Origin of the sequence: Lentibacillus songyuanensis (assembly GCF_039548255.1) — a bacterium.
In the GTDB taxonomy this organism is placed as follows: domain Bacteria; phylum Bacillota; class Bacilli; order Bacillales; family Amphibacillaceae; genus Lentibacillus_C; species Lentibacillus_C songyuanensis.
In genome coordinates, this window is the sequence record NZ_JBCLVH010000001.1 from 153012 (window position 1) to 168522 (window position 15511).

The 15511-nt window shown below is 41.2% G+C and carries 14 protein-coding genes, 1 pseudogene and 1 riboswitch; of the genes and pseudogenes, 11 read left to right on the forward strand and 4 right to left on the reverse strand.

Annotation, left to right across the window (positions count from 1 at the left end):
* Positions 1–2 precede the first annotated feature (2 nt).
* Both WMZ97_RS00770 and WMZ97_RS00775 read left to right on the forward strand, forming a co-directional pair.
* A complete protein-coding gene (locus tag WMZ97_RS00770; protein WP_343270141.1) occupies positions 3–1829 on the forward strand; it encodes a YhgE/Pip domain-containing protein in 1827 nt (608 codons plus the stop codon).
* Between the two features lie 137 nt (positions 1830–1966).
* Positions 1967–2066, forward strand: a riboswitch (purine riboswitch).
* A gap of 59 nt (positions 2067–2125) precedes the next feature.
* Positions 2126–3298: an MFS transporter gene (locus tag WMZ97_RS00775; protein ID WP_343270142.1), complete on the forward strand. Its 1173-nt coding sequence runs from the start codon at positions 2126–2128 to the stop codon at positions 3296–3298.
* A gap of 95 nt (positions 3299–3393) precedes the next feature.
* Here the strand turns inward: WMZ97_RS00775 and WMZ97_RS00780 are convergent, their stop codons facing one another.
* The 3 genes from WMZ97_RS00780 to WMZ97_RS00790 form a co-directional block, all read right to left on the reverse strand.
* Positions 3394–3744 (reverse strand): hypothetical protein, encoded by a 351-nt coding sequence (locus WMZ97_RS00780; RefSeq protein WP_343270371.1) that lies wholly within the window; start codon positions 3742–3744, stop codon positions 3394–3396.
* Between the two features lie 339 nt (positions 3745–4083).
* A complete protein-coding gene (locus tag WMZ97_RS00785; protein ID WP_343270143.1) occupies positions 4084–4443 on the reverse strand; it encodes a Lin0512 family protein in 360 nt (119 codons plus the stop codon).
* A gap of 70 nt (positions 4444–4513) precedes the next feature.
* Entirely contained in the window at positions 4514–5356 is an 843-nt protein-coding gene (locus tag WMZ97_RS00790; RefSeq protein WP_343270144.1) for an STAS domain-containing protein, read from the reverse strand.
* A 233-nt stretch (positions 5357–5589) separates the two neighbouring features.
* On the opposite strand from WMZ97_RS00790, the gene WMZ97_RS00795 reads away from it, so the two are divergent.
* The 9 genes from WMZ97_RS00795 (at position 5590) to rlmH (ending at position 13846) form a co-directional block, all read left to right on the forward strand.
* The gene (locus tag WMZ97_RS00795; protein WP_343270145.1) at positions 5590–6141 is read left to right on the forward strand and encodes an O-acetyl-ADP-ribose deacetylase; all 552 of its coding nucleotides are present in this window, start codon (positions 5590–5592) and stop codon (positions 6139–6141) included.
* Positions 6142–6420: 279 nt separating this feature from the next.
* Entirely contained in the window at positions 6421–6846 is a 426-nt protein-coding gene (locus tag WMZ97_RS00800; RefSeq protein ID WP_343270146.1) for a YwqH-like family protein, read from the forward strand.
* Between the two features lie 371 nt (positions 6847–7217).
* Positions 7218–7973, forward strand: coding sequence for an SDR family NAD(P)-dependent oxidoreductase (locus tag WMZ97_RS00805; RefSeq protein ID WP_343270147.1), 756 nt, complete (start codon positions 7218–7220; stop codon positions 7971–7973).
* Between the two features lie 15 nt (positions 7974–7988).
* Positions 7989–8414 (forward strand): MarR family winged helix-turn-helix transcriptional regulator, encoded by a 426-nt coding sequence (locus tag WMZ97_RS00810; RefSeq protein WP_405027637.1) that lies wholly within the window; start codon positions 7989–7991, stop codon positions 8412–8414.
* A gap of 720 nt (positions 8415–9134) precedes the next feature.
* Positions 9135–9308 (forward strand): hypothetical protein, encoded by a 174-nt coding sequence (locus WMZ97_RS00815; protein ID WP_343270149.1) that lies wholly within the window; start codon positions 9135–9137, stop codon positions 9306–9308.
* 28 nt (positions 9309–9336) lie between these two features.
* Positions 9337–10788 carry a purine-cytosine permease family protein gene (locus WMZ97_RS00820; protein ID WP_343270150.1) on the forward strand — a complete coding sequence of 484 codons (1452 nt, stop codon included), beginning with the start codon at positions 9337–9339 and terminating at the stop codon, positions 10786–10788.
* A 23-nt stretch (positions 10789–10811) separates the two neighbouring features.
* The gene (locus WMZ97_RS00825) at positions 10812–11963 is read left to right on the forward strand and encodes a carbon-nitrogen hydrolase family protein (RefSeq protein WP_343270151.1); all 1152 of its coding nucleotides are present in this window, start codon (positions 10812–10814) and stop codon (positions 11961–11963) included.
* Between the two features lie 630 nt (positions 11964–12593).
* Positions 12594–13346 (forward strand): AAA family ATPase, encoded by a 753-nt coding sequence (locus WMZ97_RS00830; RefSeq protein ID WP_343270152.1) that lies wholly within the window; start codon positions 12594–12596, stop codon positions 13344–13346.
* Between the two features lie 20 nt (positions 13347–13366).
* Positions 13367–13846, forward strand: coding sequence for a 23S rRNA (pseudouridine(1915)-N(3))-methyltransferase RlmH (rlmH, locus tag WMZ97_RS00835; RefSeq protein WP_343270153.1), 480 nt, complete (start codon positions 13367–13369; stop codon positions 13844–13846).
* A 636-nt stretch (positions 13847–14482) separates the two neighbouring features.
* On the opposite strand, the pseudogene WMZ97_RS00840 reads toward rlmH, so the two are convergent.
* Positions 14483–15508, reverse strand: a pseudogene (locus WMZ97_RS00840) (recombinase family protein); the annotation flags it as partial.
* Between the last annotated feature and the right edge of the window lie 3 nt (positions 15509–15511).

Below are 15511 nucleotides of genomic sequence, written 5' to 3' on the forward strand. Positions count from 1 at the left end.
CAATGCGATGGAAACAACTAGCAACCGTGATGATGGGGACTGTTTTGGTATTTGGCTCACTTCCTGTTTCTGCAATTGCGAAGGATAATCCGAACAAGGATGAGCAAACCGGTAATTTCTCCACAAAGGACGAAGCCATTTATGGTAACCTGGGGGCAAATGGCGCATTAAAGGAAATGTATGTGGTAAATACGTTTCATGATACGAAGCCTGGTACCATCACAGACCATGGAAATTATACCGATGTTCGCAACTTGAGTAATTTAACGGATATCAATCAATCGGATGATGATAAAGTCCGCTTCCAGACAGAAAAAGGTGACAAGGACTTTTACTATCAGGGTGCCTTGAAAAATCAGCCATTACCGTGGAATATCGATATTACCTATAAACTGGACGGGAAAAAAATCAACCCGGATAAATTGGCTGGTAAAGATGGCCCGCTGGAAATTCAGATTAAAACTTCCGGCAATAAGGATGCAGATCCTGCGTTTTTTGAAAACTATATGATGCAGATTTCGCTAACATTGGATCCGGTGCATTTTGACAAGATTCAGGCACCGGATGCAACGAAAGCAAAATCCGGTAAAGATACGAACCTGACGTTCACCGTTCTGCCGGAAAAGGAAGAAACATTCATTGTATCAGCTGATGTAACGGATGTAGAGATGGATCCGATAGATATTTCGGCCACACCAGCTTCCATGCCGATGGATGACCCGGATCTGGGTGATATGAAAGGTGATATAGAGTCATTAGCCGATGCAATTAAAGCGATTAATAGCGGTGTTGGGGATTTAAAAAATGGTATTTCAGATTTAAATGATGGTGCCATGGAGCTAAGTGATGGATCCGACAGCTACCTGAATGGCATCCAGCAGCTGGATCAGTCGTCCGGTAAACTTGTTAATGGATCATCGCAAATGAGTGATGCTTTTCAACAATTGAGCAAAGCGGTACAAGGTGCCCCAGATGAAGCACCAGACATGAGTGATTTCAACCAATTGCCTGATGGTATCCGGGAGATGGCCAATGGGTTAGAGCAATCGGCTGATGGACTGGATGAATTGCATGATAACTATGCTATGGCCTATAAAAAATTGGATCATGCAATAGGTGAGATTCCTGATCATGACATTTCCGAGAGTCAAATCAAGAAACTATTAGGAAGCGATGCCGATCAGGAAGTGGTTAACCAATTATTAGATACCTATAAAGCAGCGAAGAAAGCGAAAGGGACGTACGAAGCAGTGAAAGAAGCGTTTGATGCGGTGACAGAGACATTGGATGACGTTTCGGCTTCCATACGAAAAATGGCCGATGAAGCGAATGCGATGGCAACGGAAATTGAAAGTGGCTTGAACGATATGGACGGACTGGATGAATTGGATGATCTGCAGTCCGGTTTATCTGAATTTGCTTCCCAGTATCAATCGTTCCATCAAGGTTTAGTAAAGTATACCGATGGCGTGAGTGATTTGGCATCAAATTACCAGGACATTGATACAGGGATCCAGGGCCTTGCAGAAGGTACCGATTCGCTTAACGATGGCACTGGAGAACTACAGGATGGAACAAAAGAGCTCGAAGACAAAACGAGCGATATGCCGGATGAAATGCAGTCAGAAGTAGATGATATGCTGGACGAATATGACGCATCTGATTTTGATCCGGTATCCTTTGTGTCGGATAAGAATAAAGACATTGATGTGGTTCAGTTCGTCCTGAAAACAGACCCGATTGAAGCGGAAGAACCCGATACAACGGACGATACAGATCAAGAAGAAGATAAAGGCTTTTGGGATCGGCTGTTGGATCTTTTCCGCTAAAAACATGTTAAAAGCCGCTTGTATGATAGAATACAAGCGGCTTTTGCGTTAGGAAAGTAATGATTTGTTCAAATCTACCAGAAATAAAACCTTGAAAAATAGAAAATAGCGTAGTATATTTATATATTGGAATATGTTATAGGTGAATTAAATAACAATGTATAACCTCCAGAATATGGCTGGAGGGTCTCTACCAGGAACCGAAAAATCCTGATTACAAAAATTTACTCTTTTTGTGGTCAGGATTTTTTTGTTATTTTTAACGTCAAGATAAAGTAGAAAGGAATTATGGTTTTATGAATTTAAAAGTAGTTATACTAGCAATTTCAGCGGTGGCAGTTGGTCTTGTGGAGTTAATTGTTGGGGGAATATTACCCGTCATTGCAACTGATTTCGATATTTCAATCGGAACTGCCGGACAGCTGATCACGGTGTTTGCGCTTGTATATGCAATTGCAGGGCCCGTGTTACTCGTATTAACCGGTAACATGGAGCGGAAGAAATTATATCTTATTTCATTGCTCGTGTTTTTGGCAGGTAATGTTATGACATTTTTCAGTCCTAATTTTACATTTATGATGATTGCTAGAATTGTAATGGCGATGAGTGCCGCATTAATTGTGGTATTATCGTTGAACATTGCTACCAAGGTTGTGGAACCTGCCCATCGAGCGAAGGCAGTCGGTTTGGTATATATGGGAATCAGCTCATCGCTGGTTTTAGGTGTTCCATTAGGTATTTTAATTTCAGATGCATTTGGCTGGAGAGTTATATTTCTCTGCATCGCCGCCTTTTGTATCGGTTCGTTTATACTCATTTCGCTATTTCTAGAGAGGATTCCGAGCGTTAAATCTGTCCCGTTAAAGGTGCAATTAAAGGCGTTAGGAAGTGCGAAACTGGGCAGTGCACATCTGGCTACCATGTTTATGCTCGCTGGACACTATACCCTCTATGCTTATTTCACACCGTTTTTGGAAACGACACTCCACCTGAATTCCACATGGATTAGCATTGCTTATTTTGTATTTGGAATAGCAGCAGTAAGTGGCGGGGCATTCGGTGGATCGCTTTCGGACAAGATTGGAGCCGAGAAAAGTATTCTCATTGTGATTGGTTTATTCGCGGCAATCCTGTTTGTGCTTCCATTTTCAACTGTTTCGCTTATCTTATTTACGCCGGTCATGATCATATGGGGTGCGCTGAGCTGGGCACTTGCCCCACCACAGCAAAGTTATTTGATTCAAACAGATCCAGGTACAGCTGATATTCAGCAAAGCTTTAATAACTCGGCCTTGCAGATTGGCATTTCCCTTGGCTCCGCAATCGGCGGTATCGCGATGGGTCACATCGGTTCTGTAGCGGATATGGCCTGGGTTGGCTGTGTCATTGTTGTTATTTCATTGTTTTGTGCCATGTTCTCCTTGACCAGACCAATGGTTTCCAGAGAATCTGAACCAAAACGGGCATAAGATTAGCATGTATAAAAGGCGTATCCACATCGTTGGATACGCCTTTGTCTTAGTAAAGAAAGTATTCGGCTCTATTCTGTCCATTCGTAAAACACTTATTTGCGCAGGGTCTCTATAAAATTAAGTACATTTAAACCGAATAACTCCAGTGCTGACTTGGCTCCTTTGAGACCATGGCCGGCTTTTAAATGTTTAAAAATGGCCCCAAGCAGGACGATATTAATGAGAATCGTTCCAATGCGGACAAACTTTTTACCAAATAACGTCATAAATAAAAATAGCGAACCGACAAATTCAAAAAGACCTACAATTCGCATTGTATTTCTAGATAAATGAAATCCCTTTTCAAATTGCTGGGCTGTTTGATCATCGTTCTTTACTTTCGGTAAACTGCTATTAAAAACTTTTTTTGCGACATAACCATTCGAGACATGTTTTAACATGATGACATTCACTCCTGTTGCTGTACTGATTTTTTAGATGGTCTATTTTTACGTTTTATCCAAAATTGAAATGGTGTTGAAAGTTGTGCTCTATTACAAGGATCCTGCTTTTTTCAATGCCCGTGTACTCCAGCCCATTCCTAGACATACTTGTGTGACCATTAGTCCTATGATAGCGTAATTGCTAGCTTCTTACGAGTAAAAAACATTGTATTTTTTAGGAACTTCTTAAAAAGTATTGCCTATTTCCATTTGCTTGATGTAAGGGAGTTTACATAGTCGGGAAAGGACAATTTCTGGGATACCGAACTACATAGCGTACCCGGTGCTGGATCGCTTTGTTTAATACCCCACTTCAACCGCTGCGTTGACGATATACATCAGATCATTCTTATCCTGTTTATCCTTAAGAAAAATCCCGCTTGTGGTGGCCATTCCGCCAGTAACGACCTCAACGGTTACCGTACCATATGGAATCATTGCCTTTATTTTTTCTGTATCTAGTTGATCCTGATCAGCTGGGATCGCTAATTTTAGGTTTACTTTCATATTTTCCAGCTTTTCACCCGGAAGCATTTTGGCAATCCCGGGCATGGAATTATAATGAATTGCATCCTCCACCGCTCGCTGTGCTGCATTGGTTACATCCTGTCCATGTACATCAAGTCCTGTCCCAGTTTGGATGAATAAGAGTTGTTGCATTGATATTACCCCTTTCTTGTTATGATTTTATAAAAAGATACGGATGAACGATACGCTTTTGGATGAGATCTCACGTCTCAACCTTAAACCCAATATCATAGAGGGCTTTTTGCAATGTGCTTTGCACTGGAATATGTTTAAAGTCAATTCCCATTTGGACAGCGGTTTGTGCAATTTCCGGACTAATTCCAGATAAAGTTACTTTAACACCGATCATCTTTAGGGAGGTTATAATCCTAAAGATTTGGTAAGCAACCATTGTATCAATCGTTGGTACACCGGATAAATCCATGCAGAGATGGGATATTTGCTTATTAACACATTCGGTTAGGGTTTGGTTTAGAATGGCTTGTGCACGATCATCATCGAACTCTCCGATGATTGGAAGTACACCAATTTCACTCGCAATAGGAATAACAGGTGAACTTAATCTGGTTATGGTATTCCTTTGTGCCTTCAATTGGCCTTCTGTAATATCAAGGTATTCTTTAATAAATTCCTTTGTAATGGTGTCAAACATGGATGAAAACAAATCAGCCCACAGGATGGTGGTATTCTTGGATATAGAAGACGTGTTTTTAATATAGGAACTAACATCGCTCCAGAAAACTTCACAAAAGGACTGGAAATGCGTAATCCATTCTACGATTGTCGTACCGTTCTGGACCCGGTCTTGCGCTACCTTCGTGGCCCAATCAATTAAGTGTTGACGTGATTCATCTTCCGGTTGTATGAGAAAGTCAGCCAACCCTTGGATTAAATCCTGATATTGTTTACTAAAAGCTTGTTCCGCAGATGAAGAGGCAGGAACAGTATAAAAAGAGTCTTCTTCAAATGTATCATGGTCTAACCAGTTCTGTATCATTTCCTGTTTATGTTCAATTAAATAGTTATGTAATTTCTCTTTTCCCATTTTCCGTCACCTCATAACGTTATGGTATATATTGTTATACAATATCAAAAATAGTTTGAAATGTCATTTCCTATTGTCATTCTCGTGTAAAATGGACAACTGGACGTTTGATGCGGGAAAGGAAAAGGTATTTGAAAAGGGAATGAAGCAGAAAATACAGCGGTAGAAACTGGAAGAAACAAAGCAGGATAATCTATATCTTGATTGTCCTGCAGCAAAGAGGGGGACAGAATATGGAAATAACAATCCATAATAATGAATTGATCCTGGTGACGGCAGACATTACGAAGCAGAATACCGATGCGATTGTCAATGCAGCGAATGGAACGCTCATGGGAGGAGGCGGAGTGGATGGAGCTATTCATAGCGCGGCAGGCAAAGAATTGCTCCAAGCGTGTAAACAGGTACGAGAGAATCAGCTGAACGGGGAACGCTTAAGTACCGGCAAAGCTGTAATCACCAAGGGATATAAACTACCGGCAAGATTTGTCATCCATACTGTTGGACCGGTTTGGAGCGGAGATAAGCAGGAGAAAGAAACGTTATTGGCCAATTGCTATGAAAACGCTCTTCAGCTCGCTGTTGAACATAATCTTGCCAGTATTTCTTTCCCTTCCATTTCAACCGGTGTATATCATTTCCCTGTTGATAAAGCTGCGCAAATTGCCATGAGTACGCTCGTTGATTTTTTACAGAAATGTTCATTCGGACAGATTGTCATGACGTTATTTTCGAAAAAAGACTATGAGGCATACGCGGATGCATTACAAGATATACTTGGGTGAATGCACGCCTTAGTTAGTACAACGATGAAGGATCTGTGCTCCTCTCCACTAAACCAGCAAACACTAGTATTTCCCCCGACGGGTTTATCAAAATATATTTTTAGTTCTATTTACCTGCTTAAAAATCCTAAGAAGTCCCATTTTGTGATGGAAAATGGAACCAAATACCCTGCAAACCATATTGGTTTTCACGTATGATTAAATTACTAGAAAAGTACGTTAATTTTACGATTGAAATTAAGACTAATGGATTAGTGGAGAATGTTGTGAGGTGGTTAGATGCGTGCAGATTTGTACAGTATCAACACGGAGCTGATGGAGGCTCAGCGGCTGATGGGGGCATACAGTTTACGATTGAGCGATAAGGAAGATGATTTGAGGCGTTTAAAGAAGGCTTTAACCAAATTGGGAAATAACAAAAGTGATTTTACAGAGTCAAAAGGAATTTGTCTGGAACCCAAGTTTACGAAAACAACGCTTTACGGGGAGAATGCTGACCATTTGGATACATTGAGGGATGATGCATTACAGGTGAGTTTTGAGGCTATCCCCAATGAACAAGTTCGTGATGCAGCAGATAAAATAAGTGAACGAATGGAGACGTTGCAACAAGAAATCGCAAGTTTACAAGGCAGTATTTCATCATTAGAAACACAGCTGGCAACACTGTCGGCGAAAAAGTTGGAGGTGGAAAATCGATCATGAGTGTTGAAATCAAGCATTAGCCTAAGGTGATTGAGCAAGGAATTGCTGATTTGCGTTCGTCTATCGAAGCGTTGGGAACCACGTTTGCAAAAGAAATTAGAGCGATAATCGATATAATGAGTGATAGAATCAGCATATATAATCTCCCCCATCTTTGCGCTTCTTTACCAATAATACTGCGGTCAAGTTTATGACTGTCACAGTAAGATTAATAACCGATGCACTTTACATGGGGACAGGCCCCTAGAAATACATAAAACAAGGACTGTTACTAACCACATGAGTGACAGTCCTTTTTTAACGTTTTAAGCTAAATTATTTTATTGTTAAATAGTTTAATGTTAAAATAAACGTATAAGGAGTTGATTTGAATGGGTAAATTACAAGATAAAGTAGCCATCATTACAGGCGGTGCTGGTGGTATTGGAAAAGGGATGGCGACTGCCTTTGTTAAAGAGGGTGCAACGGTTGCTATTGTCGATCTCAACGAAGAAACAGGTCAAGAAACGGTTAAAGAATTACAGGAATATCAGCCAAACTCCATGTTTATTCAGGCGAATCTCGCGGAACATGATAAACTCCAAGATATGGTCAAGCAAGTCGTGAATAAATATGGCAAATTAGATATTTTGGTAAATAATGCACATGCATCAAAGCGTAATACCATTGCAGATACAACGAAAGTAGAGTTGGATCTTTCATTTAATACCGGGTTTTATCCAACGTTTTATTTGATGCAAGCTGCGTTACCATATTTAAAAGAGTCACAAGGAAGCATTATTAATTTCGCTTCTGGTGCCGGAATTGAAGGACATGCAACACAGGCTTCTTATGCAGCAGCGAAAGAAGCGATACGGGCTATTTCCAGAGTGGCTGCCAATGAATTTGGTCCATTTGGCATTAATGTGAACTTGATTTCACCAATCGCTAATTCACCAGGGGTGCAGGCATGGGCGAAGGAAGAACCAGAATATTATCAGAAGGTATTGAACAACATCCCGATGCGCCGGTTTGGTGAGTTGGAGAGTGATATTGGACGGGCCGCTGTATTTTTGGCGAGTGACGATTCCAATTATATTACAGGACAGACGATCATGGTTGACGGAGGCTCAATCAAATTGCGCTAATAGGGGGTGAGCGTTTTGGAAGAAAGCAATGTGTTTCAACTCATTCGAACAGTCGAGTTGTTTACGAATGAATCGATAATCAAATGGACAAAATCCTTTCAGCATAATATTGGCATTTCACCCATCCTTGTTCTGTTCCAATTAAAGCAAAAAGGGGCGCAAAAGCAATCTGAACTTGCCAAAGAATTGGGATATACCCCTGGGGCAATGACCAATATCGCTAACCGGCTCATCAAGGATGGGTATGCTGAGCGTATCTATGATCAAGCTGATCGGCGGATTATCCGCATGGGGATTACCAATGCTGGAAAAGCACTGCTTGATGAAGCACAGCAAACAGGACAAGCATTACGAGAAGAATTGTTTTCGGTGTTAACAGATGAGGAAATCAAGCAGTTCCAAGCGATTCATCAGAAACTGCTTCGGAACTTTAAAAAATAAATGGAGGTGTATATGGCTTAAGGATCTCTCACAGGAACTGAAAAATCCTGACTACAAAATTACCCCTTTTTTGTAGTCAGGATTTTTATGTGTAATTTTGAGTAGAAATGAATCGTTTGGCAACTATTCATGTGATTATTTGTTTTCAATGAAGATAAATGATGTTGGGAACGTGATTCAGTACCAGTGAAGGGTCGATTTAATACTTCAAGGTTTAATTTTTTTTCGATTTAAAATGATGATATAAACAGCTCTGACACATTGGCAGCATTTGTTACCTCGGCAACTTTTGTCAAATTGATTCATAGTTAGTCCTTTTATAATCCAGTTTCCAATAATACTTTCGATACGTAATGGTGAATCGAGTTTCATCTATAAATAGTAATTACCCTGGTGGAACACTAATGTTATAATATTCCGTATATTGGTAATTTGGATATTTACGCGAATAGCTTTAAAAAGGCTAATATAACGTTTTATTTAAATGTTTCTTGTAACACAACGAGTTTATATTCATTATCTTGTTGATTTACTCACATATCCTGTATTAATAACTGTTTGATATAAAACGCTATTTTATCTATCATTTTATATATAACACTTTTGTAATTAGCGTTGTGACGCGAACTTAAGATGACGGCAGCTATGAAAATGAGCTGTATTTGCCCGAAATAACTTCACTGTTACATAATAGCGCGATGAACGGAAGGAGGCTAACAGGTGGGAGAAAAGATTAATTTGAGTAATGATATGGATAAGGAAATAATCGAGCGAATCAATAAAATGGAAAGCGCATCCTATGATCATGGACCGTGTTTAAAACGTGCAGATTTCATTGGCATCGCAACGCTTGGCATCATATGTATAGCGGGTTTGATATGGGGGGTCTATTAATACATGAAACTACACAAAGACAGGTGATATGGTGAGTAAACAAAATAGCTTAAATCAAACAGACAATGAAGTTTATTATGGAATTATTCCTATGTTACGTCATGAAAGAGTTTATAGTTTTTGGGACGTTCTGCTGGCGACAGGGGCATGGGCAATTGCAACCTGGTGCTATGTCCATGGTGCTCAGATTGCCAAAATTGTCGGGTTGAAGGCGGCCCTTACCAATACACTATTCAGTATGGTTTTGGTCGGATTGATAATGTATTTTTTGGTTATCATTTCGACAAGGCACGGGATTGATATTTGGGTGTATCAACGGGCTTTGTTTGGGTATACGGGAGTAATATTTTTTGCAATATTCATGATTGCTGCCCAGTTTGGCTATCCAGCGCTTAATGCAAAAGTATATGCCAGCTCGATCATGAAGATTGTCGAAGCATCCGGTGTATCATTATCCGATAGGTGGAGTCCCTGGATTGCCAGTACGTGTATTATCTTAGGTGGGATAATTGCCTTAAGGGGGCCAATTGCCGTTAAACGGGCGACGCGAATCATGGTTCCCAGTTTAATCATTGTTGGGGTCATTATTGTTGCATCGGTATTCCTGAAATATTCAGCGAGTGATATGGCTGGTATCAAGCCGCCAGAAGGTAATACCTATTCCAGCTTTTGGGAAGGTTATATGGTCGTGACAGAATGGAATATTGCGTTTATTTTTGCCTGGTTTGTGGCACTTGGAGTATTTGCAAGGCTGGTTAAAACAGAGCGATCCAGTTATTGGGGTCATATTGGCGGATTTTCCGTCTTGATGGCAGTATTTATCGGCTTTGGAGCATTGACATCGTTGGCGATGCTTGCGGGAACAGGAATCCAGTCAAATGACCCGACCGATTGGCTAATTGAAATGGGTGGTCCATTATTTGGGTTGCTTTCCCTCGTCTTTATCGGGATTGCTAATATTACCACACAGGCAGTCGCTGTATACAGTATGACTGTCAGTACAAAAGTCATTAGGCCGGAGTGGAGTTTTAACAAGGTTGCTATTTTCTGGTCGGTATGGTGTTTTGTACTGATCTTCTGGGGCGGAATCTGGGAGTACTACAATGTCTTTCTTTCCGTCGTCGGTGCCGTTTGTGGACCGGCTGTAGCGCTGATTCTGGTAGATTTTTATCTGATTAGGAAGCAGAAGTTCTCCATGCGGTCATTGTATCGGGTGGAAGGAAAACATGCGTATAGATATACGAAGGGATTTAATATTCCGGCCATTGTCGCATTTGCATTAGGAGTTGCCGGCTATGTTTTCGTTTATGATCCGATTCATGCCGTACCGCGGTCACCTATTTTCATGTTCACCACGGCAACTGGATTTGCTGTGATTGTTAGTGGAATAGCCTACTATCTGATGAGCCTGATCAAACCAATTAACCAGTATTTGCGACACGATTTGGAGGAAGAAGAGGCGAAGAAGAAAGCTTCCTAGTTAGCAGAAATGGAATAAACCTGGTGTTAGAAAAGGTTTCGCAATGTAGCGGTATTGCTATCCGATACATAGGCGGGGCTCAGCGTCAGGCAATTTTAACTAGTAAACCAGTAATTGTAATCATCGGGAGTGATAGCATGCGTAAAGAAGTATTTGCAGGAAGAGGCAGTATTCAAGTAGCAATTGCCCAAGTCACACCGGTTTTCTTCAATAAACAGCAAACGATTGAGAAAGCCGTTCACTATATTCATGAGGCAGGGTCAAAAGGAGCGGATCTTGTTGTGTTCCCTGAATCATATATTCCGGCATACCCGTATTGGCAGCAGGGTCCCAACGATAACGCTGCTGAATGGTTTGATGTCCATGTCAATTTTCAGGATCAGGCACTTGTGGTCCATTCCGAGGATACGGACATATTGGGACAGGCAGCAAAGTCAGCAGGTGTCCACTTGGTCATGGGCTGTACGGAATTGGATGACGCGGTGGGCTCACGGACTTTGTACAACACCATGCTTTACTTTGACCGATCGGGAATGCTGTATGGCCGTCATCGAAAAGTCATGCCGACGAACCAGGAGCGGACGTTCCATGGTCGAGGTGACGGTGGCGATAACCTTAAGGTATATGGCACGGATATTGGCCGCATTGGCGGTTTGGTCTGCTGGGAAAATCATATGATTTTGGTTCGCGCACTAATGGCTTTTCAAGGGGAAGAACTGCATATCGCCACATGGCCGGGAACGTGGAGTAATATGCCAACACCGGAAATGACGCTTGGAGATCATGAAGGTAAAAATCCACAATCGTATAACACATCGGACATCGAGCCGGCCATCCGGGCACATGCGTTTGAAGCGCAGAGTTTTGTGATTAGTGCATGTGGTTATCAGCCGACTGATACAGTTCCGGATAGTTTTCCATATAAACAACGGACGAACTGGGACTGGGCCAATGGCGGAAGTTCAATTGTTGATCCATATGGCAATTATGTTGTGGAACCGGTCTATGATAAAGAGGCCCTCATTGTCGCTGAATTGGATGGCAGCTTGATTAAAGCGGCCAAGAATATGTTTGATCTGCTTGGTCATTATTCGCGTCCGGATTTGGTACAGCTTAAGTATAACACTCGTAAAAATGAGTATCTGGTTGCGATGGATGAGGATACGAGGAAGTAACTTATTTGTTTGGCCTTTGTAGCGTTTTTGCAATGTATGTTCACATCTTCCTGGGAAGGTATATTATTCCCATTTGTGGATGACGATTAGGCCCCTTTTGATTAGTTTGGGACTACTGAAAAGGTGAATCGCTGATAAACTTTTCATACGAAGTTTAGTAGATGAGCGAGCCACCTAGCACCGAGGCAGAAACCGTTAACTTATCAGTGGTCCCTCTTTCTGGAGGAGCTTCCATAATATTTTTATCGGAACCATGGCCAACGGAAACAATAAACGCTAGGCTATCCCCAAGTCGTAACCCAATAACTTCAATCTACCCCCAGCAATTTTTTCACTTCACATAAGAGTCTGCATGAGGAGGATAACGGACTGGTCAGCTCGATTGGACCATCGATCTATCGGATTTGGTGCGCATCGAATATTACTTTGGATTCTCCCTGCTGAAAAAGACTGTGATTTTATCCATTATCCCATATCTTGTGCCGCTAACAATCGTGAACCTTCCATAGTGATGCCCCTTATCATTTTTGTTTACAATTTTTGTGGCAACACGGCTAGGTAAATGCACGCTGATTTGATAAACTGGTTATCATAAGCGGTTGTTTACCATGTGCATAGGGAGTTTTGGCTATGGCTAAATTGGATTATCATACACAATACATAAAAAGGCTTTCGTTAAAACGTGAAGAGATACCATCCTTTCATACGTTTCCTTACAACTTGCCAGTAATGCAGACGTTAGATGCGCTAACCTTTCATCCAAATGTGACGTACTTAATTGGGGAAAATGGGATGGGCAAATCCACACTGTTAGAGGGTATAGCTGTCGCATTAGGGTTTAACCCTGAGGGCGGGACACGAAATAATAATTTCTCCAGCTATGATTCCCACTCGGAGTTGCATCACTATTTGCGTGTGGCAAAGGGATTCATTAGACCAAAAGATGGCTATTTTTTCCGAGCGGAGACATTTTATAATGTGGCAACGAATATTGAAGATCTGGATAAGGGGCCTGGTCCAAAGATTATTGATGGTTATGGCGGTACCTCACTGCATAAACAATCGCATGGCGAGGCCTTTTTCGCAGCATTTACCAATCGATTCCGCGGCAATGGCATCTACATCCTGGATGAGCCAGAGGCCGCCCTGTCTCCCTTAAGGCAAATGTCCATGTTAACCCGAATCCATGATTTAGTGAATGAAGGGTCGCAATTCATCATCTCGACGCATTCCCCGATTATCATGGCATATGATGACGCAAAAATATTAGAACTAACAGTGGATGGCATGCAGGAAACCGTACTGGAAGAAACCGGACATTATCGAATGATGAAGCAATTTTTCACGGATAAAGACCGCATGCTCCATCATCTATTTCAATAGAAAAGGGACGGAACGGATACATGAATATCACCATTGTTGCAGTTGGCAAGTTAAAAGAGAAATACCTCAAGCAAGGGATAGCGGAATACATGAAACGGCTTACCGTGTATGCCAAGGTTTCGATCGTGGAAGTAGCGGACGAGAAGGCTCCGGAAAACATGAGTGAAGCGGAAATGGTAGAGGTCAAACAAAAAGAAGGCGAGCGTATCCTCAGGTCTATCAAGCCAGATACGTTTGTGATTACACTGGAGATTAATGGAAAGATGTTGAGTTCGGAACAGTTTGCAGCGAAAATGGACGAGCTGGCTACGTATGGGAAGAGTAAGGTTGCATTTGTTATTGGCGGTTCACTTGGGATTAGTGAGGCAGTGCAGGAGCGGAGTGATTTGGCGTTGTCGTTTTCTAAAATGACGTTTCCACATCAGGTTATGCGGCTGGTGTTGTTGGAGCAGGTTTATCGGGGGTTTCGGATTGTTAGGGGAGAACCGTACCATAAATAAGGGTAAAATACTAAGGGAAGAAAAGGTTTCCCTGTATATTTCTTCCCTTGAAAATGATGCATCCATAAAGGACAAATCTACTGGTGCGATGCAGTTTATTTTGGATATTTCATTTATTAATGTACTTGAACTACCCTGTAATGATTCAACAGTGAAATCAAACATTAAGTTTATGCACTTGATTTGTCGCCCCTCCTTATGCGATACCTTTTCTTTGGTGATCTGAATGTCTTTTACAAAAAGGGCGAGTAGTTCCTTCTTTTCAGCTGCATCTGCCTGATCTAGTAGAGTGTCTATATTCTTAAGTAGATGTGTAAGTGCTTCTGCGTCAATCGGATCTTTACTGATGGATTGTAGCTCTTGATCTACATTTTCTATACGGCTTTCTAGTGCAGTAAGTTGCTTTTTCTGATCCATCATTTTCTTACTGTAAATATCCCTTAAATCAGGATCGTCCATAAGCAATGTCACTAGGTTGTCTAATTGCTTTTCTATTTTCCTTTTGTTTTTCAGCAGCCGTTTTTTCTCATCTAATAGTGGAGATTCAGCGTTTAACCGTTCCGCATTCATTTTATCGACTAATTTATCAATAAAGTAAGGTAGCGTTACAACCCGTTTTAATTCATAAATAACACACTTCTCTGCTTTATCTGCATTAATGGTATGTGACTGGCAAGCAGTCCTACCTTTGTTTTTATACTGACCGCATTGATAAAGTCTATATTGTTTGCCGTTTTTACCTCTGGATTTCGCAGCAGTCATTCCATATCCGCATTCCGGGCATCGGAGCAAACGACCTAAAAAATATGGTTTTGTCGATTGAGCTGGACGAGAGGAGCGCTTTTTTAATTTTTGTTGGACTTGATTCCATAATTCCATCTCAATTACCGGATCATGGATTCCGTCCTTAATTATAGGCGTTTTATTTTTACCCTTTCTTCGCTTTTCTGACCAGTTCTCATGTTGATTAAAACGAATTTTCCCTATGTATACTGGGTTTTCAAGAATTCCTTTTATAGTTGAGATGGAAAAATCTTTTTTCTTTTTCGTTTTATACTCACGCTTGTTCATCTCATAGGCAATTTTCTTATATCCATGGCCTTTACTAGCCAAAAGGAATATCTCTTTTACTATTTTCGCTTCATCTGCATTTACATTAAGTTCTTTGTTGATAACATCGTAAAGGAGAACAATTCCACCATTCCACAATCCTTGATTAGCACGCTGATTCATCCCCAACTTCACACGATCAATTATTGTTGCTCTTTCCATTTCTGCAACAGAACTCATGACCGTATAGAACATTTTGCCACCAGGTGTTGTTGTGTCAATACTTTCTGAGTAACTCATAAGCTGGACATTATGACGTTCAAGGGTTTCAACGATTTCTAGTGAATCCCTCGTTTTGCGAGCTAATCGATCAAGCTTGTAGGTGATAACAGCATCAAAATCCCCACTTTTTGCTTCCTTCAGTAGACGCTGCATTTGTGGTCTACCCTGAATGCTTTTTCCGCTCCTTCCTTCATCGATGTACTCGTCAATGATTTGAATATTACGTTGTTGAGCGTAGTCATGGAGTAGTTGCTTCTGTGCTTCAATGCTGTAACCTTCAGAAGCCTGTTCTTCAGTACTTACACGTGCATAGATGACCCCCGTTAACATGTG

Coding starts and splice junctions, on each gene's coding strand:
- WMZ97_RS00790 (WP_343270144.1), bottom strand. CDS start 5,356: ATGGGAAAAGAGAAATTACATAACTATTTAATTGAACATAAACAGGAA.
- WMZ97_RS00830 (WP_343270152.1), top strand. CDS start 12,594: ATGGCTAAATTGGATTATCATACACAATACATAAAAAGGCTTTCGTTA.
- WMZ97_RS00800 (WP_343270146.1), top strand. CDS start 6,421: ATGCGTGCAGATTTGTACAGTATCAACACGGAGCTGATGGAGGCTCAG.
- WMZ97_RS00805 (WP_343270147.1), top strand. CDS start 7,218: ATGGGTAAATTACAAGATAAAGTAGCCATCATTACAGGCGGTGCTGGT.
- WMZ97_RS00770 (WP_343270141.1), top strand. CDS start 3: ATGCGATGGAAACAACTAGCAACCGTGATGATGGGGACTGTTTTGGTA.
- rlmH (WP_343270153.1), top strand. CDS start 13,367: ATGAATATCACCATTGTTGCAGTTGGCAAGTTAAAAGAGAAATACCTC.
- WMZ97_RS00785 (WP_343270143.1), bottom strand. CDS start 4,443: ATGCAACAACTCTTATTCATCCAAACTGGGACAGGACTTGATGTACAT.
- WMZ97_RS00775 (WP_343270142.1), top strand. CDS start 2,126: ATGAATTTAAAAGTAGTTATACTAGCAATTTCAGCGGTGGCAGTTGGT.
- WMZ97_RS00795 (WP_343270145.1), top strand. CDS start 5,590: ATGGAAATAACAATCCATAATAATGAATTGATCCTGGTGACGGCAGAC.
- WMZ97_RS00820 (WP_343270150.1), top strand. CDS start 9,337: ATGGTGAGTAAACAAAATAGCTTAAATCAAACAGACAATGAAGTTTAT.